Here is a 22,610-nt window from a genome sequence, read left to right on the forward strand (position 1 = left end):
TTGGACGGGCGTACTTAAGGACAACACGAAAGGGTTTTACTATGTCAGAACAAAACAGCACCGAAATGACTTTCCAGATTCAGCGCATCTACACCAAAGATATTTCTTTTGAAGCGCCGAACGCGCCGCAAGTTTTCCAGAAAGATTGGCAGCCGGAAGTTAAACTTGATCTGGATACCGCTTCCAGCCAGCTGGCTGAAGGCGTGTATGAAGTGGTGCTGCGCGTGACCGTAACCGCCTCTCTGGGCGAAGAAACCGCATTCCTGTGCGAAGTACAGCAGGGCGGTATTTTCTCCATCGAAGGCATCGACGGCACCCAGATGGCGCACTGCCTCGGCGCATACTGCCCGAACATTCTGTTCCCGTACGCGCGTGAGTGCATCACCAGCCTGGTTTCCCGCGGCACCTTCCCGCAACTGAACCTTGCGCCAGTGAACTTCGATGCGCTGTTTATGAACTATCTGCAGCAGCAGGCTGGCGAAGGTGCTGAACAACATCAGGATGCCTGATGAACGCGCTTAACGCTGCAATGACTGTGATCGGTGCCGGCTCTTACGGCACCGCTCTTGCCATCACCCTGGCAAGAAATGGCCACCACGTTGTGCTGTGGGGCCATGACCCGAAACATATTGCGACGCTGCAGCACGACCGCTGCAACGCCGCATTTCTTCCTGACGTTCCTTTCCCCGACACGCTGCATCTGGAAAGCGATCTGGCGACCGCGCTGGCGGCCAGCCGCGATATCCTCGTCGTCGTGCCGAGCCACGTTTTCGGCCAGGTGCTGCGGCAGATTAAACCGCTGATGCGCCCCGACGCTCGCCTGGTATGGGCGACGAAAGGTCTGGAAGCGGAAACCGGGCGCCTGCTGCAGGACGTGGCCCGTGAAGCGCTGGGCGACGCTATCCCCCTGGCGGTGATTTCCGGCCCGACCTTCGCGAAAGAGCTGGCGGCAGGCCTGCCGACGGCGATCTCGCTGGCGTCGACGGATCCGCAGTTCGCTGACGATTTGCAAAGCCTGCTGCACTGCGGCAAGAGCTTCCGCGTCTATATCAACCCGGACTTTATCGGCGTGCAGCTCGGCGGGGCGGTGAAAAACGTCATCGCTATCGGCGCCGGCATGTCTGACGGCATTGGCTTTGGCGCCAACGCGCGTACCGCGCTGATTACCCGCGGGCTGGTTGAGATGTCGCGCCTCGGGGAGGCCCTGGGCGCCGATCCGGAGACCTTTATGGGGATGGCGGGCTTAGGCGATCTGGTGCTCACCTGCACCGATAACCAGTCGCGTAACCGCCGCTTCGGCATGATGCTCGGTCAGGGCATGGATGTGCAAAGCGCGCAGGAGAAGATTGGCCAGGTGGTTGAAGGCTATCGCAATACCAAAGAGGTTCGCGTTCTGGCGCAGCGTTTAGGCGTCGAAATGCCAATAACCGAGGAAATTTATCAGGTATTGTATTGCGGAAAAATTGCGCGCGAGGCAGCATTGACCTTATTAGGTCGTGCACGCAAGGACGAGCGTAGCAACTAACTGCGATGGAACCTGGATCACCTGAATGACCCGGCCAGCAAAGAACTGGCCGGTCATTATTATATCGTCTGGAGTCAGCAATGCCGTGTGAAGAACTGGATATCGTCTGGAATAATATTAAAGCCGAAGCTCGGGCTTTAGCTGACTGTGAGCCAATGCTCGCCAGTTTTTACCACGCCACGCTACTCAAGCACGAAAATCTCGGCAGCGCCCTGAGCTATATGCTGGCGAATAAACTGGCTTCTCCGATCATGCCCGCCATCGCGATTCGTGAAGTGGTGGAAGAGGCCTACGCCGCCGACCCGGAAATGATTGCCTCCGCCGCCTGCGATATTCAGGCGGTGCGAACGCGCGACCCGGCGGTGGATAAATACTCCACCCCGCTGCTCTATCTGAAAGGATTCCACGCGCTGCAGGCCTATCGTATCGGCCACTGGCTGTGGAATCAGGGGCGTCGGGCGCTGGCGATCTTCCTGCAAAATCAGGTTTCCGTATCGTTCCAGGTGGATATCCACCCGGCGGCGAAGATTGGCCGCGGGATCATGCTGGACCACGCCACCGGCATCGTCGTCGGCGAAACGGCGGTGATTGAAGACGACGTATCGATTCTGCAATCCGTGACCCTGGGCGGTACCGGTAAAACCAGCGGCGATCGTCATCCGAAAATTCGCGAAGGGGTGATGATTGGCGCCGGGGCGAAAATCCTCGGCAATATCGAAGTTGGACGCGGGGCAAAAATCGGCGCGGGTTCGGTGGTGCTACAGCCGGTGCCGCCGCATACTACCGCCGCAGGCGTTCCCGCCCGCATTGTGGGCAAGCCGGAGAGCGATAAGCCCGCGATGGATATGGATCAGCACTTTAACGGCATACACCATACCTTCGAGTACGGCGACGGTATTTGATTGATTTCCCGGAGGCGATGCTGCGCATCTGTCCGGGCTACAAAACCGAGCGCTGTCTGGTAGCCCGGACAGGCGCTACGCGCCGCCTCCGGGAGAAAGCGAGCTCAGCTGCGCAGCACCGCGCCGGGATAGCCCAGCTGGCGCCAGGCTTCATAGACCACCACCGACACCGCATTTGACAGGTTCATGCTGCGGCTGTCCGGCATCATCGGAATACGGATTTTTTGTTCTGCCGGCAGAGCATCAAGAATGCTGCCCGGCAGTCCGCGGGTTTCCGGGCCAAACAGCAGAAAATCGCCGTCCTGATAGCTTACCGCGCTGTGCGCCGGCGTGCCTTTGGTCGTCAGGGCGAACAGGCGCTGCGGCTTTGCGCTTTCAATAAAGGCGGCGTAATCACCATGGCGCTGGACGGCAGCAAACTCGTGGTAATCCAGACCTGCGCGGCGAAGACGCTTATCGTCCCAGGCAAAACCCATGGGTTCGATAATATGCAGATTGAAGCCGGTGTTGGCGCACAGGCGGATGATATTCCCGGTATTTGGCGGGATTTCTGGTTCGAATAAGACGATGTTAAGCATGCTGCCCCCTTAATTGCGGGGGGCAGAATAGCAGATATTTGGTTAACCCTCACCCTGCTCCTCTCCCGGAAAGAGAGCGGGAGAAAACCGGCGCCGGCCTGTGAGCCGGATGGCCTGATGAGGACGTTAACCCGCCTGCCGGACGGTTCCCTCTCCCTGTGGGAGAGGGTCAGGGATAACCGCCGCGTTTCCTGCTTTGATCGCATCAAAGGTCCGCAGCGCATCGGCGTTCTGGACTAAAGATTCACGGCTGATTTCGCCGATGGTTTTCGCGCCGGTCAGCGTCATCGCCACCTTCATCTCTTTCTCTATCAGGTTCAGCAGATTGGCGACGCCCTGTTTGCCGTGCGTGGCCAGCGCATACAGATAAGCGCGGCCCAGCAGCACGCTATCGGCGCCGAGGGCAATCATCCGCACCACATCAAGGCCGTTGCGAATACCGCTGTCGGCAAGAATTGTGATATCGCCTTTAACCGCGTCGGCAATCGCGGGCAGGGCGCGAGCGGAAGAGAGCACGCCGTCGAGCTGGCGGCCGCCGTGGTTGGAAACCACGATCCCGTCAGCGCCGAAGCGCACCGCATCGCGGGCGTCTTCCGGATCGAGGATCCCCTTGATCACCATCGGACCGTCCCAAAAGTCGCGGATCCACTCAAGGTCTTTCCAGGAAATCGAAGGATCGAAGTTATTCGCCAGCCAGCCGATATAATCCTCCAGACCGGTCGGCTTGCCGAGGTAGGCGGAGATGTTGCCCAAATCGTGCGGACGGCCGTTTAACCCGACGTCCCATGCCCACTGCGGATGGGTCACCGCCTGCCAGTAGCGGCGCATTGCCGCGTTCGGGCCGCTCATCCCGGAGTGAGCATCGCGATAGCGCGCGCCGGGGGTCGGCATATCGACGGTAAAGACCAGCGTTGAACAGCCCGCCGCCTTCGCCCGCTCCAGCGCATTGCGCATAAAACCGCGGTCGCGCAGGACGTACAGCTGGAACCACATCGGGCGCTTAATGGTCGGGGCGACCTCTTCAATCGGGCAGACGGAAACGGTAGAGAGGGTAAACGGAATACCTTTTTCATCCGCCGCGCCGGCGGCCTGCACTTCACCGCGGCGGGCGTACATCCCGCACAGCCCCACCGGCGCCAGCGCCGTTGGCATCGCCAGCTTTTCGTTGAATAAGGTGGTTTCCAGGCTCAGGTCCGACATATTGCGCAGAATGCGCTGGCGGAGCGCGACGTCGGACAGGTCCTCAACGTTGCGGCGCAGGGTGTGCTCGGCGTAAGCGCCGCCGTCGATATAGTGGAACAGGAACGGTGGCAGGATACGCTGTGCGGCGGCGCGGTAGTCGCTGGCGGCGGAAATAATCATCACAAGTTCTCCCTGGAATTTTCGTTATGGTCACCGGGCAGGCGGGTAATTCGCGCCTGGCGGGCCTGGTCTTCATCAAAGCGTTTGATGGTGGCGTGAACAAAGCCCAAATGGGCCATCATCGCCTGTCTGGCACCTTCCGGGTCACCGGCGATAATCGCCTCCATGACCGCCTGGTGCTGTTCGGTCAGGCGAGCGAAGACCGGCGGGACGAGATACATCCGCTGGCGGCTCTCCTTGACTGAGGACTGTAAAAGGTCAAAAAAACCGCGCATGGTTTGCAGCAGCACCACGTTGTGCGACGCTTCGGCGATCGCCAGATGGAAGCGGACATCGGCCTGCGAGGCCAGGTCAGGGTCTTCGCTTTGGGTGGCTTCAAAGCAGAGGCGGATTTTCTCTTTTTCGGCATCGGTTGCCCGCATCGCCGCATGCCAGGCGGTACTGGCTTCGATGGCGTGACGGGCTTCGAGGATGTCAAAGCTGTAATCGGGGTCGTCGGAGAGCAGCGTCTTCAGCGGTTGAACGATGTTTTGCTCCGACCACGCTTCGTGCTGCCAGCGCACAAAGGTGCCGCCGCCGCGACGGCTGAGCAGCACCCCTTCGTTGACCAGCATCGCCAGCGCTTCGCGCAGCGAATTGCGCGATACGCCCAGCAGCGCCGCCAGCTGACGTTCGGCGGGCAATCGCATGCCCGCCTCCAGCTTTTGTTCTTCAATCAGCGCCCGCACGCGACGGGCGACGTCGTCGGCAAGGCGTTTTGGCATCACTATCACGGGATCATCCAGGTTAAGACATATGCCTGCAGCGTGGTGATAACGCCGACCATACAGGTGAAAATCAGGCTGTGTTTGACGGTAAAACGGAACAGATCGGACTCCTTACCTACCAGACCGACCGCCGCACAGGCGATGGCGATAGACTGCGGAGAGATCATTTTCCCGGTCACGCCGCCGGTGGTGTTTGCTGCGACCAGCAGGATATCGGAGACGCCAATCTGCTGGGCCGCCGTAGCCTGCAGCGCGGCAAACAGCGCGTTAGACGAGGTATCCGAACCGGTCAGAAATACCCCCAGCCAGCCGAGGAACGGCGAGAAGAAGGTAAACGCATGACCGGTGTGCGCCAGCGCAAGCGCCAGCGTTGAGGATAGACCGGAATAGTTGGAAATAAAGGCGAACGCCAGCACCATGCCGATGGAGTAAATCGGCAGCGCCAGCTCTTTCAGCGTGCTGCCAAAGGTCGAGATCGCGTCTTTCGGCTTCATGCGCAGCCAGACGATGGAAAGCAGCGCGGCGAACAGGATGGCGGTGCCGGTGGCGGAGAGCCAGTCAAACTTATAGACCGCGGCGTACGGCGTGGCTTCGCTAACCACCGGCGGCATGCGGGCCACCATCTTGTCGAGGAACGGCACGGAAATATTAATCACAAAATCGTACATCGCGCCGCCGGGGGCGAAGAGCGCTTTGAACGGCGGCACACTCCACAGGGTCACCGTCGCGGTCAGAAACAGGAACGGCGACCAGGCGCGAATCACCTGTCCCGGCGTGTAATGCGTGCGGGCCAGGTTCATATCGACCTGCGATGCGCCCATATCGCCGAAGCGGAAGATGCGTACCGGCTGCCAGCGTTTGAGGAACAGCGTCAGACAGACCAGCGATACCAGCGAAGAGATAATGTCCGGCAGCTCCGGGCCGAGGAAGTTAGAGCTGAGGTACTGAGCGATAGCAAAGGAGCCGCCGGCGACCATGACCGCAGGCCAGGTCTCTTTAATGCCGCGCCAGCCGTCCATAATCGCCATGATCCAGAACAGGACGATGATGGTCAGGAACGGCAGCTGACGGCCAACCATCTGGCCGATTTCGAAGCTGTCGAGGCCCGTCACCTGTCCGGCTACCAGAATCGGAATGCCCATCGCGCCAAACGCGACCGGCGCGGTGTTAACAATCAGACACAGGCCCGCCGCATACAGCGGGTTAAAGCCGAGCCCCACCAGCAGCGCTGCGGTGATGGCGACCGGCGCGCCAAAACCGGCGGCCCCTTCGAGGAACGCGCCGAAGGAGAAACCGACAATCAGCATTTGCAGACGCTGATCCGGGGTAATCGACAAAATCGATGAGCGGATAATGTCGAACTGCCCGGTTTTCACCGAGATTTTATAGACGAAGACCGCAGCGATAATAATCCACGCGATTGGCCACAGGCCGTAGAAGAAGCCGTAGATGACGGAGGCCAGCGCGTGGTCAACCGGCATTTTGTAGAACAGCAGAGCGACGGAGAGCGCAATGAGCACGGTCCAGGTCGCGGCAACGTACCCTTTCAGCTTGAGCTTTATCAGGGCAAAAAAGAAAAACAGAATCGGTAGCGATGCGATAAGACTCGATAGCCAGATGTTGCCGGCCGGATCGTAATTTTGTTGCCAGAGGTTCATGCAGGTCTCCATCGGGCCGTTATGATGCCGTGCTGAGTCTTGCGCTCTTAGCAGGTCACATCATTTGTAAAATTGGCCCAGCCAAATTGCGATTGTAGGATTAACGACAACGAATGGTTAATCAAATGTTATTGATGAGCAATATGTCTGTGACGAAAAATGATGGATATGTGAACCATTGGACGATTTAAGAAAACATTGGTAGGGCCAATTAGTGGGGAATGACGTTTGAAACAGAGCCTGTCCCGGAGGCGATGCTGCGCATCTGTCCGGGCTACCGGCCCGCAGACGGCGGTGAACCCGTAGCCCCGGTAAGGCGTTAGCCGCGACCGGGGAGCAGAGTGCAGAGTAGCTGAATTTCCCGGAGACGATGCTGTGCATCTGTCCGGGCTACCCTCTCGCAGAGGGCAGTGAACCCGTAGCCCGGCTAAGCGTAGCGCGAGCCGGGAGATTCACGGGATGAAGATATCAGAACGCGGTTTTTGAGAAGCCGGTCATCTCTTTGAGGCCCATTTCGCGGCCCAGCGCGGTCATCGGGTGGACAACAACCAGACCGCGTACGCTTTTCTTGAGCTTACCCATATCGGCCTGCTCTTTTTTGGTGATGGCGCGGCGATGCGGCATGCTCATCAGCTTTTGCGCTTCTTTGCTCAGCTTCTGGCCCTGAACCTCACGCAGGCGAACGAGTTCCGTCTCAATGGTGGCTTTCTCTTTTTCCAGCTCGGCGTATTTTTCTGCGGCGTCGACCAGGGACAGGTCGGCCTGCTGATGATGGATAGCGTCAAGACGATCGCTCAGACGTTTAATTTCGTTTTTTTCGACTTCTTTCATGGTGGCTTAATCTATTAAGAAAGGGGCGTTATCAGACTATAGTATGTGCTGTCGCTTGGGTTGTGGGTAGTTATTTATCAAAACGTCGCCGTTTTTTGCTCATAACAACCGCAGCGGCATATTATAACTTATTGAACATAAAAATTATTTTAACCCAGAGTTGGCGAATATTCATTTCTGTGAAGCCTGACGGCCATTCAGCACGTTTTCCTCATCTGAAACCCTGTTTTTGGCTAATCCTTAATAGGATCATTCCCCCAAAAGAGGAGAGCGTGATGGCGAAAATAGGCGACAGCGTACCGCGCATTATTGATAAAGCCGTAGATTTTATGGCTTCAAGTCAGGCTTTTATGGAATATCTAAAAAAATCTCCGCGTTTGCAGCATATACCGCCGGATATCCCGGCAGATAAAGAAGCGCTATTTCTGCGGCGTCTTGAGTATTATCGTCAGCTTTATCGGCCGACGTGCGACCAGCAAGAGCCAGAATCAGAGCGTTGATTTTTGAAAGGCTTTTTTTAAGCTGATTTTAGAAATCAGCTCGGTCAGAGATAGCATCATTGTGGAACGTACGACCTGCTGGTAGCGCAGCTTTTGCATTGCCAGCAGTTCAGCATCGCTCTCATCAAATTGCGGCGTGGGCGGCAGGGCGGCGACGCAGTGCAGCTCGCCAAACGGTCCGAGGATCTCATCGTCGGTAAAGCTATACTCATTACCGTCGTGATTCAGCTCTTCGCGCAGGGCCATCAGCAGTTCAGCGTCTTCATATTCGGCGCGGCTAATCACCCCAAGGCCGTAAATCAGCTTCAGGCGTACAGAAAGGTCGCCAAGCGGCCCGTCGCCGTCCAGCAACGGCTCCACTGCGTATTTCACCGCGTAGTCGTCTTTACGGAATACCTGAAGCACCAGAATATTGACCGCTTCCGTCAGCAGTTCAACGGTGGCGATCAGGAAGCTTCTTACGGTTTTGCCAGCATTCAGACGTTCAAGCACACGGTTTTCAAATGCCTGTGTTTCTTCCATTATTGCCTGCATATCTGACATGAGTAATGGGCGCGGTTCGGACCGCGCCAGGTCTTGCCTCATTTGGTGGCGTTATAGTCGTTAACGGCTTCCGCCACCACCTCGCTTGCTGCGTCCAGACCCGAAATCTGCGCCAGCGCGGCCTGTGGGCCTTTCTCGGCAATCAGCGCCGCCAGTTCCTGCGCCTGCGGGTCTTCTTCGCTGCGGAAGTGCATGGCAGCGGCGATCCCTTTCACCAGATTCCGGTGCGGAAGGCCGTATTCCAGCGTACCGAGCAGCGGCTTAATTAAGCGGTCGCCCGCGCTCAGTTTGCGCAGCGGCTGGCGGCCAACGCGCTCAACGTCATCCTTCAGATACGGGTTCTCAAAACGACCGATAATTTTCTGGATGTAAGCGGCGTGCTTTTGCGCATCAAAGGCATAGCGTTTGATCAGCACTGCGCCGCTCTCTTCCATGGCGCCTTTGACCACGGCGCGAATGTGCTCATCAAGAATCGCGTCGCGAATCGTCTGATGACCCGCCAGTTTTCCGAGGTAGGCGGTTATAGCATGTCCGGTGTTTAAGGTGAATAGCTTACGTTCGACAAATGCCATCAGGTTATCGGTTAATTCCATACCTAGGATGTTCGGCAGTTCGCCTTTGAACTGGGTCTTATCGACAATCCACTCGCTGAAGGTTTCCACGGTGACTTCCAGCGGATCGTGAGTGGCGGAAGCCGACGGCGGAACGATGCGGTCAACGGCGGAATCAACGAAGCCGACGTTGGCTTCAACCCAGGCTTTGTCTTCTTCGGCGAGGGCGTTAAAAACGTGACCCTTCAGCTGGGTGGTGCCGCGGACCATGTTCTCGCAGGCGATGATATTCAGCGGGGCGGTAATCCCCTGCGCCTTACGTTTGGCCAGACCTTTGGCAATCGCCGGGGCGATGCGTTCCAGCACGACCGGGCCGACGGCGGTGGTCACCAGATCCACGCTGGCAATCAGCTCTACAACTTCGTCGCCGATGCTGCTGACGGCATCAACGCCGGAAACGGTATCGACCTGCTCATTCTCGCCGACCACGTGAACCTGGTAGCTATGACGGGCATTCAGGGCATCGAGCACGACCTGATTTACATCCGCAAACGTCAGCTGTATCCCCGCGTCCGCCAGCAGTTTGCCGATAAAGCCACGACCGATATTACCTGCGCCAAAATGTAATGCTTTCATAGTATTAACCTTCAATTAATGTTTTTACCTGAGAGGGCTGGGGTCAGGCGTTTCCCTCACCCCAACCCTCTCTCCCCACGCGTAAGGAGAGAGGGGGGCGTTGCCCGGCGCACCGCCGGGTGACGGATTACGCTTTCAGCAGCGTCAGAACTTCTTCAACGCTGGTGGTTTTTGCCAGACGCTCAATGACCGATTCATCGTCCAGCGCGTTGGTCAGGCTGGTAATCACCTGGATATGTTCGTTATTACGCGCGGCAATACCGATAACCAGGCGAGCCACCTCGTCCTCTTCTTCGCCGAAGCGTACGCCTTCCGGGTATTGGCAGAAGACGATGCCGGTTTTCAGAACGCGATCTTTGGCTTCGATAGTGCCGTGCGGGACCGCGATGGACTCACCCAGATAGGTGGAGGTCAGCTTTTCACGGTCCAGCATCGCCTGGACGTATTCCGGCTCAACGTAGCCGCCTTTCACCAGCTGCTCGCCGGCAAACAGAATCGCTTCTTCTTTGGTCGCGGCTTTACGACCGAGGAAGATGTTTTCCGCGCCGAGTTTGAACAGATTGGTGTCAGACGCATCGAAGCTGTCTTTCAGGCTGTCGCGGACTTTCTCTTCGTTATCCGTGTGGCGCTGCGCCGAAACCAGACGTTCGGTCAGGCTGGTGTACAGGCCGCTGTCGAGGAAGTTGGTCAGCGAAATATGCTGCGCCTGCGGCACCTGACGCATCGCACGCTCGGTCAGGTCGCGGTGGGTGATGACCAGGTCAACATCCGGCGGCAGGTTGTTGATCGCACTGTTAGTCACGGAGATGTTGCTCAGCCCGGCATCCTGCACTTTTTTACGCAGCACGCCTGCGCCCATCGCGCTGGAGCCCATACCTGCGTCGCAGGCGACGATGATTTTACGCACGTGGCTCAGGTCGTTCGCGACATCGCCAGCGGCCAGCGGCGTGGCGCCGCCTTTGGACTGCGCTTTCATATCCTGCATGCGACGGGTCGCGGCTTCGATATCATCTTCTTCTTTAACTTTGCTGGTTTTCAGCAGCACGGCTGCGACCACGAAGGAGACGGCCATCGCCGCAATAATCGCCGCGATGTTAGCAAAGTAAGCGCCTTTCGGCGTCATCGCCAGCACGGCGAGGATAGAACCCGGAGAAGCCGGAGAGACCAGCCCGCCGTTGAGGATAGTCAGGGTGAATACGCCGGTCATCCCGCCGAGGATAACGGCCAGAATCAGACGCGGGTTCATCAGCACGTACGGGAAGTAAATCTCGTGAATACCGCCGAGGAAGTGGATGATTGCCGCACCGCCTGCAGACTGTTTCGCGCTGCCGCGGCCGAAGAACATATACGCCAGCAGGACGCCCATCCCCGGACCCGGGTTAGCTTCAATCAGGAAGAAGATGGATTTGCCCAGCTCGTGGGATTGCTGAATACCCAGCGGCGAGAAAATACCGTGGTTAATGGCGTTGTTGAGGAACAGGATTTTCGCCGGTTCAACAAAGATAGAGGTCAGCGGCAGCATCTCGTGCGCCACCATGAAGTTAACGCCTGCGGCCAGAATTTTCGACAGGACTTCAACCGCCGGGCCAATGCCGAGGAACGCCAGAATGGCGAGGATCATACCGATGATGCCCGCGGAGAAGTTATTCACCAGCATCTCAAAACCGGATTTGATCTTACCGTCTACCCAGACGTCGAATTTTTTAATTGCCCAGCCGCCCAGCGGACCGGCGATCATGGAGCCGAGGAACATCGGCATATCCGCGCCGACGATAACGCCCATGGTGGTAATCGCGCCGACCACGCCGCCGCGCTCGCCGCCAACCAGCTTACCGCCGGTATAACCGATCAGCAGCGGCAGCAGATAGGTGATCATCGGACCGACCAGCTTCGCCAGCGTTTCGTTCGGTAACCATCCTGTCGGAATGAATAGTGCGGTGATAATACCCCACGCGATAAACGCGCCGATATTTGGCATCACCATATTGCTGAGGAAACGACCAAAGCTTTGCACTTTGATCTTGATATCGGATGACATAAAACACCCCTTCTTCTGTTTTTGCTATCGGCAGGCTGAAAGCCCGAGGCTTGTTGTTAATAAGGCGGCAGAGGTAGCCGGGCCCTGAGTGATAGTGCGAAATCTGGCACTGAATCGTTAAGCTGTCCAGTCGGTGGATTTTTATGTGATTTGGATCACATGAATATAGGGCGATGATGGTCTTTTGTAGTGATCTCCATCACAAAATGGATGTGTAAAAAAACAACAGACCGGGTTTTAAGGGGGGATAATGCATTTTTATGTGATGAAAATCACAAATTTACTTTGACGTTTTGTTATTTGTTTGTGATGTTCGTCACAAAATATTTTCACCAGGATTTAGCCCGGTGTGATCTCGCGCAGGTTATGCCGCGTTCCGCTTGCTGATACGTCACTCAGCAACGCAATCGCTTAAAGAACATTTTAGTCGTCAATGGCGAAAATGATACGGGTGAATTATGCTCATTTTGTCGGCCCTTTTTTGATCCGGCCCGGCACACATCCTGAAAATAATTAGCGTAAATCCGAGGAAATTATGTTTCTCAATTATTTTGCGCTCGGCGTTCTGATCTTTGTATTTCTGGTGATTTTTTATGGAATCATCATTCTCCATGATATTCCTTACCTGATCGCGAAGAAACGTAATCACCCGCATGCCGATGCGATTCACGTCGCGGGCTGGGTGAGCCTTTTTACGCTGCACGTCATTTGGCCGTTTTTATGGATTTGGGCCACGCTTTACCGGCCAGAACGCGGCTGGGGCATGCAGCATCGGCGGGACGAGACGCCGTCTGAGGCGGCGGAAGAGGGGGACGACATCAGCGAACTGCGCCAGCGGGTTATCGCGCTTGAGCAGCAAATAACCGGTCTCAGACCGTCAGCTCAACCTCCTTCGGTGGAGAAATAACTCATGGATCTGCTGATTATTTTGACCTATGTGGCGATTGCCTGGTCGATATTTAAAATATTTAAGATCCCGGTAAATAAATGGACGGTTCCCACCGCGGCGCTGGGCGGCGTATTTATTGTTAGCGCGCTTATCTTATTAATGAACTACAACCATCCGTATACCTTTACCGCGCAAAAAGCGGTTATTTCTATTCCTATTACGCCGCAGGTTACCGGAGTGGTCAGCAGCGTCACGGATAAAGCAAATCAACGGGTTAAAAAGGGCGAGGTGCTGTTTACCATCGATCCGGTGCGTTATCAGGCGCGGGTGGACCGGCTACAGGCCGACCTTGTTACCGCGCTGCACAGTATCAATACCCTTAAAGCCCAGCTTTCTGAGGCTCAGGCCAACACCACGCGCGTTTCGGCGGAGCGCGACCGTCTGTATAAGGATTATCAGCGCTACCTGAAAGGAAGCCAGGCGCGGGTCAATCCGTTTTCGGAAAGCGATATCGATAATGCCCGGCAAAACTACCTCGCCCAGGATGCGATGGTGAAAGGATCGGTGGCGGAGCAGGCGCAAATTCAGGGCCAGCTCGACAGCATGATAAACGGCGAACAGTCGCAGGTGGTAAGCCTGCGCGCGCAGCTGGCGGAGGCGAAATATAACCTCGATCAGACGACCGTGCGCGCGCCCAGCGATGGCTATATCACCCAGGTGTTAATTCGTCCTGGGACCTATGCCGCCTCGCTGCCGCTGCGTCCGGTGATGGTCTTTATCCCCCAGCAAAAACGGCTGATTGTGGCGCAGTTCCGGCAAAATTCGCTGCTCAGGCTGGAGAAGGGCGACGATGCTGAAGCGGTGTTCAACGCGCTGCCGGGACAGGTCTTTCGCGGCAAGCTGGTGAGCATCCTGCCAGTCGTACCAGGGGGAACATACCAGGCGCAGGGCACGCTGCAGGCGCTGACGGTGACGCCGGGCACCGACGGCGTGCTGGCGACCATTGAGCTGGAGCCCGATGCCGCCGTAGACGCCCTGCCTGACGGCATTTACGCCCAGGTGGCGGTCTACTCCGATCATTTCACCCACGTTTCGGTGATGCGCAAGGTGCTGCTGCGGATGACCAGCTGGATGCACTATCTCTATCTGGACCATTAGCGGGGTCGGTCCGGCATGAGGTGATTTCTCTCTCTGCTATTTGCCTGCGCCTGCGCCATACTTACTACTTTGTTGGCGAAAGGAGCAGGCAATGAAACTGATCGGCAGCTACACCAGTCCCTTTGTGCGCAAAATTTCCGTCATACTGCTGGAAAAAGCGATTCCCTTCGAGTTCGTCAACGAATTCCCTTACCACGAGACCAACGGCGTGGCGCAGTACAATCCGCTGGGAAAAGTCCCCGCGCTGGTCACCGACGACGGTGAATGCTGGTACGACTCGCCCATTATTGCGCAATATCTGGAGCTGCTCGGCATCGCGCCGGATATGTTGCCTGCGGCGCCGAAGGCTGCGCTGAAATTGCGTCAAATTGAAGCGCTGGCTGATGGCGTGATGGAGGCTGCGCAAACGCTGGTACGGGAGAAAACGCGCCCGGCGGCCCAGCAGTCGGAAAGCGAACTGCTGCGCCAGCGTGAAAAAATTGCGCGCGGGCTTGATGCGCTGGAAGGGTATGCCAGTGACGGGACATTACGTCCTGATGAGGTCAATCTGGCAACCATTTCCGCAGCCTGCGCCATTGCTTATCTCAATTTCCGCCGCGTCGCGCCGGGCTGGTGCGCCACCCGACCGAAGCTGGTGCGCCTGGTGGATTCTCTCTTTCAACGCGCCAGCTTTGCGCGCACTGAACCGCCGGTGAGTTGACCCAGACAGGTAACAGTTTTTGCGCGGAGGCATTACAATTGCTGCTCATTTGTTGACTCCCTCTCCCGTCGGGAGGGGGGAAAATAGGTTCATTCATGACTAGCGAAATTCGTGCGCTTTATACCCGGCTTCCGGCCATCGACCGTTTACTCCGCGACCCCGCATTTTCACCGCTGTTGATGCAATACGGTCACGCCCAGACGGTGGCGCAGCTGCGTCAGATGCTGGACGAGGCGCGGGAATACATCCGCCTGAACCAGACGCTGCCGGACTGGTGCGAAGCATGGCTAATGGAGACCTCGCGTCGTTTGACGCAGCGACAGCAGAGCGCGCTGCGCCCGGTGTTCAACCTGACCGGTACCGTGCTGCACACCAACCTTGGGCGGGCGATTCAGGCGGAAGCGGCGGTAGAGGCGGTGACCCAGGCGATGCGCGCGCCGGTGACGCTGGAATACGATCTTGACGATGCCGGACGCGGCCACCGCGATCGCGCGCTGGCCGACCTGCTTTGCCAGATCACCGGCGCGGAAGACGCCTGTATCGTCAACAATAACGCGGCGGCGGTGCTGCTGATGCTGGCGGCAACCGCCGGCGGCAGTGAGGTGGTGGTGTCGCGCGGCGAGCTGGTGGAGATCGGCGGCGCGTTTCGTATTCCCGACGTGATGCGCCAGGCGGGCTGCGTTCTGCATGAAGTCGGGACCACTAACCGCACCCACGCGAAAGATTATCGTCAGGCGGTGAATGACAATACCGGCCTGCTGATGAAGGTGCACACCAGCAACTACAGTATTGAGGGCTTTACTAAAGCGGTCGATGAAGCGGCGCTGGCGGAGATTGGCCGCGAACTCAATATCCCGGTGGTGGCCGATCTCGGCAGCGGCTCGCTGGTGGATTTAAGCCAGTACGGCCTGCCGAAAGAGCCGATGCCGCAGGAGATGATTGCCGCCGGCGTCAGCCTGGTGAGCTTCTCCGGCGATAAACTGCTGGGCGGCCCGCAGGCGGGAATTATCGTCGGTAAAAAAGCGCTGATCGCGCGTTTGCAGAGCCATCCGCTTAAGCGTGCCCTGCGGGCGGATAAAATGACCCTCGCGGCGCTGGAGGCCACGCTGCGCCTCTATCTGCATCCGGAAAAGCTGGCCGCTGAACTGCCGACCCTGCGTCTGCTGACTCGCCAGGCGGACGAGATCCGCCTGCAGGGCGAGCGCATGCGGGCCGCGCTGGCTGCACATTATGCTGATTTTGACCTGCGGGTCGAGCCATGCCTGTCGCAGATCGGCAGCGGCTCGCTGCCGGTGGATCGCTTGCCCAGCGCGGCGTTGACGCTGACTCCGCGCGATGGCCGCGGCAGTCGGCTGGAAGCTCTGGCGGCACGCTGGCGTCAGTTGCCCGTGCCGGTTATTGGCAGGATCTACGATGGCCGCCTGTGGCTGGACCTGCGCTGTCTTGAGGATGAATCCCGGTTTATGGAGATGTTATTGAGATGATTATTGCCACCGCCGGACACGTTGACCACGGCAAAACCACACTGCTGCAGGCGATTACCGGTATCAACGCCGATCGCCTGCCGGAAGAGAAAGCGCGCGGGATGACTATCGACCTCGGCTACGCCTACTGGCCGCAGCCCGACGGGCGGGTGCTGGGTTTTATCGACGTTCCCGGCCACGAAAAGTTTTTGTCCAATATGCTGGCCGGCGTCGGCGGTATCGATCACGCGCTGCTGGTGGTGGCCTGCGATGATGGCGTGATGGCGCAAACCCGCGAACATCTGGCGATCCTCCAGCTTACCGGGCAGCCAACGCTAACCGTGGCGCTGACCAAAGCGGACCGCGTAGAAGCGGCGCGGATTGAGGAGGTGGAGGCGGAAATCGACGCGGTGCTGGCGGAGTTCGGCTTTACCGGCGCGACCCTGTTTGCCGTCGCGGCGACGGAAGGACGGGGCATCGCCGAGCTGCGCGAGCATCTCCTGCAGCTCTCCGCGCGTGCGCACCCGCAGCATCAGCGCTTTCGCCTGGCCATCGACCGGGCATTTACCGTCAAAGGCGCGGGGCTGGTGGTTACCGGGACCGCGTTATCCGGCGAGGTCAACGTTGGCGATACGCTGTGGCTGACCGGCGTGGATAAACCGATGCGCGTGCGCGGTCTGCACGCGCAGAATCAGCCGGTTGAGCAGGCCTGGGCCGGCCAGCGCATTGCCCTGAATATTGCCGGCGATGCGCAAAAAGAGGAGCTCAACCGCGGCGACTGGCTGCTGGCGGTACCGCCGCCGGAAGCCTCTGAGCGGGTCATCGTTGAACTGCAGTGCCATACGCCGCTTAGCCAGTGGCAGCCGCTGCATATCCACCACGCCGCCAGCCATATTACCGGCCGCGTGTCGCTGCTCGAAGGCGCGCTGGCGGAGCTGGTTCTCGATACGCCGCTGCGGCTGGCGGATAACGACCGTCTGGTGCTGCGCGATATTTCCGCGCGCCTGACGCTGGCCGGTGCGCGAGTGGTGACCCTCAATCCGCCGCGCCGGGGCAAGCGTAAGCCGGAGTATTTACAGTGGCTGCACGCGCTGGCCGCCGCGCAGGGCGATGACGTCCAGGCCCTGGATATTCACCTTCAGCGCGATGCGGTGCGCCTCGATGATTTCGCCTGGGCGCGTCAGCTCAGCCGCGAGGGCCTCAACGCGCTGATTCACCGCCCTGACTATCTGCAGGCGGGAAATAGCCTGCTGAGCGCCCCGCTCGCCGCGCGCTGGCAGCGGAAGCTGCTCGATGCCCTGGCGCGCTATCACGATCAGCATCGCGATGAGCCAGGACCGGGCCGCGAACGCCTGCGGCGTATTGCGCTGCCGATGGAAGATGAAGCGCTGGTGCTGCTGTTGATTGAGCAGATGCGCGAAAGCGGCATTGTTCACAGCCACCACGGCTGGCTGCATCTGCCGGAGCATAAAGCGGGCTTTACCGACGAGCAGCAGGCCATCTGGCAGCGGGTTGCCGGGCTGTTTGCCGATGAGCCATGGTGGGTGCGCGATCTGGCGCGGGAAGCCAACGTAGAAGAGTCGTTAATGCGGGCGGTATTACGCCAGGCGGCGCAGCAGGGGATGATTACCGCGATCGTGAAAGATCGCTACTATCGCAACGATCGGATTGTGGCGTTTGCCAAAATGATCCGCGATCTGGATCTGGAAAGGGGCTCAACCTGCGCGGCGGATTTCCGCGATACGCTGAACGTCGGGCGCAAGCTGGCGATTCAGATCCTCGAATATTTCGACCGCATCGGTTTTACCCGCCGTCGCGGCAACGATCATATTCTGCGCGATAAGGCATTGTTCCTTTAGCATAAGCAGGTAGTCCCGGGTCGCGGCGTGAACGCCTTACACGGGCTACGATAACCGTTACCCATGTATCCGGTCTAAAGTGTTACCCATGTTTCCGGTTCATACCGCAGCGCCACCGGGGAATGCTCACACTCACATTTACGCTTCCGCTTCGTTCACCCAGATGCGCATCTCGCCTTCGCCGCGGTTGGCCCAGCTAAACCACGGAATAAAGGTTAATACTTGCGGCTGACGGGAGGACGGCGCGCGGTCATAGTGCCATAGGGCCTGGTTTTCGGCATCTTCCGCCGTTTGCTTATAGCCCGGCGCCTGGAGAAGTATCTTGCGGGCAAAAATCCCTTTGCCTTCGACAGTGCTAAACCGGGCGTCGCGCGGCAGCTGCAGGTTATGCAATTGCTCGCCGTTATCCGCCTGCTCCAGGCAGTAAACCAGCGGACCGCGCTGGACGGCGACCTGGCCTGCCTGGTGGCGCACCAGCGGGTTACCGTAAATGCGGCGCACCGGCATCGGCAGGGTTAACTGTAGCGTGTCGCCCTCCTGCCAGAGATGGCTGATGTGCAGATACCCTTTGCGCACGTCCTGCGTAACCGGCGCGCCGTTGAGCGTGACCTGCGGCTTATCGCACCAGTCCGGCAGACGCAGCGCCAGGGTATGATTAACCGGTGAAGATGAATCGATGACTATCTTCACCTGTTCCTGCCACGGATAGTTGCCGCTGATGCGCAGGCGTAGCGCCTCATTGCCCACCGGGATCTCCACGCTGTTGCCGACATACAGGTTGATGTACAGGACGTCGCCGTGCGGCGTGTAGATATAGTGCCCCAGCGAGGTCAGCACCCGTGCGATATTCGGCGGACAGCAGGCGCAGCCGAACCAGCGCTGACGGACGGGCTTAACGTGATCGTAAATATGGTTGAATTTTAAGGATTTTGGATGCACTTCCAGCGGATTGACGTAGAAGAAGTGCTTGCCGTCGAGCGCCATTCCACCCAGCACGGTGTTATACAGCGCGCGCTCCATCACGTCGGCATATTGGCTGTCGGCTTCCATCTCCAGCATCCGGCGGGCAAACATCATCAGGCCAATGGAAGCACAGCTTTCGGCATAGACCGTGTCGTTTGGCAGGTCATAGTCGCTGCTGAAGGCCTCCCCGCTGCTCTGCGAACCGATTCCGCCGGTGATATACAGCTGACGCCGGGCCATATTTTTCCACAGGCGCAGGCAATCCCGGCGCTTGCCCTCGTCCTGACTTAAACGGGCGAGGTGGGCAACGCCGGTCATCAGATAGACGAAACGCACCGCGTGGCCGATGGCGACCGGTTGTTCGGAAATCGGCTGATGCGCCTGGCTGTAGGGTTTATCCATCACCATCCACGCCGGACCGTAGGTGTTCCAGTAGGAGGTTTTGCCGCGCTTCTCATATTCGATATCGTAAAAATGCGGCTGCGTTCCGCGCGCCTCAACGAAGTACTTCACCAGCGCGATATAGCGCGGCTCCTGAGTGACGTCATACAGGCGCATTAACGCCAGCTCGATTTCCGGATGGCCAGGGTAGCCGTGCAGCTGGTTATCTCCGGGGCCAAACACGCTATCGATGTGGTCGGCGAGGCGGCAGACGACATCCAGCAGACGACGTTTGCCTGTGGCCTGGAAGAAGGCGACACCCGCTTCAATCATGTGCCCGGCGCAGTACAGTTCGTGGCATTCGGCGAGGTTGGTCCAGCGCTCCTCTGGCGCTTTGACCGTGAAATATGTATTCAGATAGCCATCTTCACACTGGGCGGCCGCGACCAGTTCAATCACCTCATCGGCGGTTTTTTCCAGCCCGGCGTCCGGCTTCTGACACAGCGACCAGGCCACCGCCTCCAGCCATTTCGCCACGTCGCTGTCCTGAAAGACCATGCCGTAGAATTCGCCCTCCTGTCGCCCGGCGGCGATGCGGAAGTTCTCTATCGCATGGCTCGGGTCCGCCTCCTCGATACGGTCGTTCAGCGCATCCCACTGATAAGGGATCACCACATCGCGCACCAGCTGCTGGTACTGGCCGAGGAACGGGTCGTTGATTTTCAGTTTGTGCAGATCGACTTCCATAACAGACATGGCGGACTCCTTAAGGCTGAACATGACGCGTACGCAGATCGCTGGCGATGCGCGCCATCATCGGATTGTTGAGCTTGCAGGCGCGAATGGAAAAGGCCAGCAGCAGATGGAACAGGGCGGGCAGCAGGGTCTCCATGGAGGCGATACCCGCCAGTGATGATGCCGTTTGGTTTTCTACGCCCGGCTGATAGGCCACGTAGATAAACACGAGGCTGATAATGCCGGCGCTGGAGGCCCACGCCAGCTTGATAAAGAACAGGTTAAAGGCGAAGTTCATCCCGGAAGAACGCACGCCGGTTTTCCATTCGCCGTAGTCGTCGGAGAAGGCCATCAGCGAAAAGTGCAGCGGCAGGGTAAAGCCGAGAATAATGCCGTTGCCGAGGATGACGACCAGCCACAGGGTCTGGTACGCCTGCCCGGTTGGCAAAAACCACATCGCCACGGCCAGCGCGGCCAGCGCCAGGTTGGTATAGTAGTAGAGTTTGACGGTATCAAAGCGGCGCGAGAGCAGGTTGATGATGACGGAACCCGCAATCGAGGCGAAGGTTACCATGGTGAAGAATAGCGAGGTGTAGCCGGTGGAGCCGCCCAGCACGTAGGTGATGAAGTACATGTAGCCGCCGCCGCGGATATTGAAGACGTTGATGAGCAGAAATGACATCACCAGCATCAGCAGCAACTGGTCGTTTTTACGCAGCCCGGCGATGTGCTCGCGCAGGGTAAATTTCCCCATGACATCCAGCGAGACGCGTTCGCGAACCCAGAAGAAGCAGCACAGGAACATCGCCACCGCGATGGTGCAGAGTACGCCGACGCCGTACTGATACCCCTGTGCGGTATCGCCCTGGCCGAGCGCTTTTACCATCCACGGCAGCCCAACGGAGACTAAGAATCCCGCCACGCCGCACAGGACAAAGCGCCATGCCTGGCACGAGATAACCTCGCTATGACGCGTGGTCATCGTGTTGATCAGCGCGCAGTAGGGGACGTTTATCGCGGTGTAGCTCACCGACAGCAGCAGATAGGTGCCGAACGCCCAGGCGATTTTTACCCCCATGCTGGCGTCGGGCACGGTAAACGTCAGGACGCCGATAACGCCGATCGGCACGGCAATCCACAGCTGCCAGGGACGAAAGCGTCCCCAGCGGCTCTGGGTACGGTCGGCCAGCACGCCCATAATCGGGTCGGAAACGGCGTCGAAAACGCGCAGGGCCAGAAACAGGGTCCCGACCAGCGCGGGCGTCAGGCCGAAGACATCGGTATAGAAAAAAGTTAAAAAGTTCATGATCAGGCAGGTAATCACCGTCCCGCCCGCGTCGCCCAATCCGTAGCCTATTTTTTCCCGAAGGGATAATTTGTCGTCCTGGGCACGCTGTGCCAAATCAGTTGTGGTAATCGGAGCCGAAGTCATAAATAACTCCCGGAGATGATGTGCGAATAATATCCCGCTGAAGCGCGGGCTTTAATTGTGTTATTTGCAAATTACGTTATTTATTCTGCACTAAATGTTGAGGGCAACAAGGGAAGGAAAAAGTATAAAAAGAGGACGATTCCGACCTGATGGTAAAAATGTGATTTCGATCCAGCGGGCGGCTATTTTATCGTGAATAATCAAAGATAACAGGGGTTATTGGTGCTATTAAAAGCGGAATATTGAATGTCTATGCTTGAATTGTCCATGTCACTTCCGATTAAGGTGCAAAATGGTGGATTGTTTATTTCCCGAGGCATCGGCAGCCATCCGGCTCGTCAGCTTCACTCCTGGGAAATAATCTTTGTGGAAAAAGGAACATTAACGATCCGCGAAAACAACGAGATTTTTAGCGTCAACGCCGGGGAAAGTTTATTGCTCTGGCCGCGGCGTTTACACGTCGGAATCGGGCAATTTCCGGCAGATTTAAAATTCTACTGGCTGCATTTTGAAATGACCTCCGGTGAAAACGTTTCGCTGCCTGAGGCGCTGCTGTCGATTCCGCAGCACACGCGCGTCAGCGAGCCGCAGTATATTATTTCGTTGTTCCGCCAATTCTTACGCGAGCAGGAAAATATTCATCGTAGCGTGGCGCTGGAGCTGATCCTGCTGCTGATTCTGCAGCAAGTTTCGGCGGCAGCGGGCGAACAGCCCGCCGACAGCCCCGGCAACGCGCTGGCGTGGAGAGCCCAGCAAATCATTCGTACCCGGTTTCATTTGCCCCTTTCCGCATCCACGCTGGCGCAGGAGCTGCACTGCAACGCCGATTATCTGGGGCGGATTTATCGCCATGTTTTCCGGCTGACCTTAACCGAAGCGCTGCACCGTCAGCGGGTGAGGGCGGCGGAAAAGCTGCTTATCAGCGATTCCCTGTCGCTCACCGAGGTGGCGATGAAATGCGGATTTAACGATGTCGGCTATTTTCGCAAGATTTTCCGTAAGCATACCAGCCTGACGCCCGCGGCGTGGAAGCGTCGTTACTGCAAGGAACATATTAATTCGGCGTAGGGTTGATGGGTTTTTCCCGCCGGGGATGCGTAGCCCGGACAGATGCGCAGCATCGCCTCCGGGAAAATTCT

The 22,610-nt window shown here is 57.9% G+C and carries 20 protein-coding genes; 10 read left to right on the forward strand and 10 right to left on the reverse strand.

Going from position 1 to position 22,610, the window contains the following annotated elements:
- The first annotated feature begins 41 nt into the window (after positions 1-41).
- From secB to cysE, 3 genes are all read left to right on the forward strand, one after another.
- Positions 42-509, forward strand: a complete 468-nt coding sequence (secB, locus tag ABLU96_RS06310) for a protein-export chaperone SecB (protein ID WP_004106849.1) — start codon at positions 42-44, stop codon at positions 507-509.
- Positions 509-1,525: an NAD(P)H-dependent glycerol-3-phosphate dehydrogenase gene (gpsA, locus tag ABLU96_RS06315; RefSeq protein ID WP_004855462.1), complete on the forward strand. Its 1,017-nt coding sequence runs from the start codon at positions 509-511 to the stop codon at positions 1,523-1,525. The genes secB and gpsA overlap by 1 nt, the downstream gene beginning before the upstream one ends.
- A gap of 80 nt (positions 1,526-1,605) precedes the next feature.
- On the forward strand, positions 1,606-2,427 hold the full coding sequence (gene cysE / locus ABLU96_RS06320; protein ID WP_004106845.1) for a serine O-acetyltransferase: 822 nt from the start codon (positions 1,606-1,608) through the stop codon (positions 2,425-2,427).
- Positions 2,428-2,531: 104 nt separating this feature from the next.
- Here cysE and trmL read toward each other — a convergent pair whose 3' ends face one another.
- From trmL to ABLU96_RS06345, 5 genes are all read right to left on the reverse strand, one after another.
- On the reverse strand, positions 2,532-3,005 hold the full coding sequence (gene trmL, locus ABLU96_RS06325; RefSeq protein ID WP_014227233.1) for a tRNA (uridine(34)/cytosine(34)/5-carboxymethylaminomethyluridine(34)-2'-O)-methyltransferase TrmL: 474 nt from the start codon (positions 3,003-3,005) through the stop codon (positions 2,532-2,534).
- 126 nt (positions 3,006-3,131) lie between these two features.
- On the reverse strand, positions 3,132-4,367 hold the full coding sequence (gene lldD, locus ABLU96_RS06330) for an FMN-dependent L-lactate dehydrogenase LldD (protein ID WP_025106767.1): 1,236 nt from the start codon (positions 4,365-4,367) through the stop codon (positions 3,132-3,134).
- Positions 4,367-5,140 (reverse strand): transcriptional regulator LldR, encoded by a 774-nt coding sequence (gene lldR / locus ABLU96_RS06335; protein WP_064406446.1) that lies wholly within the window; start codon positions 5,138-5,140, stop codon positions 4,367-4,369. The genes lldD and lldR overlap by 1 nt, the downstream gene beginning before the upstream one ends.
- Positions 5,137-6,792 (reverse strand): L-lactate permease, encoded by a 1,656-nt coding sequence (gene lldP / locus ABLU96_RS06340; RefSeq protein ID WP_014227230.1) that lies wholly within the window; start codon positions 6,790-6,792, stop codon positions 5,137-5,139. Before lldP ends, lldR begins: the two co-directional genes overlap by 4 nt.
- A 468-nt stretch (positions 6,793-7,260) precedes the next feature.
- On the reverse strand, positions 7,261-7,623 hold the full coding sequence (locus tag ABLU96_RS06345) for a YibL family ribosome-associated protein (RefSeq protein ID WP_014227229.1): 363 nt from the start codon (positions 7,621-7,623) through the stop codon (positions 7,261-7,263).
- A gap of 275 nt (positions 7,624-7,898) precedes the next feature.
- Here ABLU96_RS06345 and ABLU96_RS06350 point away from each other — a divergent pair, with 275 nt between their 5' ends.
- Positions 7,899-8,123, forward strand: coding sequence for a hypothetical protein (locus ABLU96_RS06350; RefSeq protein WP_004855451.1), 225 nt, complete (start codon positions 7,899-7,901; stop codon positions 8,121-8,123).
- Here ABLU96_RS06350 and mtlR read toward each other — a convergent pair.
- The 3 genes from mtlR to mtlA form a co-directional block, all read right to left on the reverse strand.
- Complete coding sequence (gene mtlR / locus ABLU96_RS06355; RefSeq protein ID WP_014227228.1) at positions 8,112-8,708, reverse strand: mannitol operon repressor MtlR; 597 nt, start codon at positions 8,706-8,708, stop codon at positions 8,112-8,114. The two genes, ABLU96_RS06350 and mtlR, sit on opposite strands and share 12 nt — an antisense overlap.
- Positions 8,705-9,853 carry a mannitol-1-phosphate 5-dehydrogenase gene (gene mtlD / locus ABLU96_RS06360; protein WP_064406448.1) on the reverse strand — a complete coding sequence of 383 codons (1,149 nt, stop codon included), beginning with the start codon at positions 9,851-9,853 and terminating at the stop codon, positions 8,705-8,707. Before mtlD ends, mtlR begins: the two co-directional genes overlap by 4 nt.
- 127 nt (positions 9,854-9,980) lie before the next feature.
- Complete coding sequence (gene mtlA, locus ABLU96_RS06365; RefSeq protein ID WP_348862397.1) at positions 9,981-11,891, reverse strand: PTS mannitol transporter subunit IICBA; 1,911 nt, start codon at positions 11,889-11,891, stop codon at positions 9,981-9,983.
- A gap of 535 nt (positions 11,892-12,426) precedes the next feature.
- Here mtlA and ABLU96_RS06370 point away from each other — a divergent pair.
- From ABLU96_RS06370 to selB, 5 genes are all read left to right on the forward strand, one after another.
- Positions 12,427-12,798: a DUF3302 domain-containing protein gene (locus ABLU96_RS06370; protein ID WP_004855444.1), complete on the forward strand. Its 372-nt coding sequence runs from the start codon at positions 12,427-12,429 to the stop codon at positions 12,796-12,798.
- A gap of 3 nt (positions 12,799-12,801) precedes the next feature.
- Entirely contained in the window at positions 12,802-13,938 is a 1,137-nt protein-coding gene (locus tag ABLU96_RS06375) for an HlyD family secretion protein (RefSeq protein ID WP_064406450.1), read from the forward strand.
- Between the two features lie 91 nt (positions 13,939-14,029).
- On the forward strand, positions 14,030-14,638 hold the full coding sequence (locus tag ABLU96_RS06380; protein WP_014227226.1) for a glutathione S-transferase: 609 nt from the start codon (positions 14,030-14,032) through the stop codon (positions 14,636-14,638).
- Between the two features lie 95 nt (positions 14,639-14,733).
- The gene (selA, locus tag ABLU96_RS06385; RefSeq protein WP_047722821.1) at positions 14,734-16,122 is read left to right on the forward strand and encodes an L-seryl-tRNA(Sec) selenium transferase; all 1,389 of its coding nucleotides are present in this window, start codon (positions 14,734-14,736) and stop codon (positions 16,120-16,122) included.
- Positions 16,119-17,960, forward strand: a complete 1,842-nt coding sequence (selB, locus tag ABLU96_RS06390; RefSeq protein ID WP_049082797.1) for a selenocysteine-specific translation elongation factor — start codon at positions 16,119-16,121, stop codon at positions 17,958-17,960. Before selA ends, selB begins: the two co-directional genes overlap by 4 nt.
- A gap of 138 nt (positions 17,961-18,098) precedes the next feature.
- On the opposite strand, the gene ABLU96_RS06395 is transcribed toward selB, so the two are convergent.
- Both ABLU96_RS06395 and ABLU96_RS06400 read right to left on the reverse strand, forming a co-directional pair.
- Positions 18,099-20,060, reverse strand: coding sequence for a glycoside hydrolase family 127 protein (locus ABLU96_RS06395; RefSeq protein WP_025106771.1), 1,962 nt, complete (start codon positions 20,058-20,060; stop codon positions 18,099-18,101).
- A gap of 10 nt (positions 20,061-20,070) precedes the next feature.
- Positions 20,071-21,471 carry an MFS transporter gene (locus ABLU96_RS06400; protein WP_057173479.1) on the reverse strand — a complete coding sequence of 467 codons (1,401 nt, stop codon included), beginning with the start codon at positions 21,469-21,471 and terminating at the stop codon, positions 20,071-20,073.
- A gap of 252 nt (positions 21,472-21,723) precedes the next feature.
- Here ABLU96_RS06400 and ABLU96_RS06405 point away from each other — a divergent pair, with 252 nt between their 5' ends.
- Positions 21,724-22,539, forward strand: coding sequence for a helix-turn-helix domain-containing protein (locus tag ABLU96_RS06405; RefSeq protein WP_064357763.1), 816 nt, complete (start codon positions 21,724-21,726; stop codon positions 22,537-22,539).
- Positions 22,540-22,610: the final 71 nt, after the last annotated feature.

Origin of the sequence: Klebsiella sp. CN_Kp106 (genome assembly GCF_040064575.1) — a bacterium.
Classification (GTDB): domain Bacteria; phylum Pseudomonadota; class Gammaproteobacteria; order Enterobacterales; family Enterobacteriaceae; genus Klebsiella; species Klebsiella michiganensis.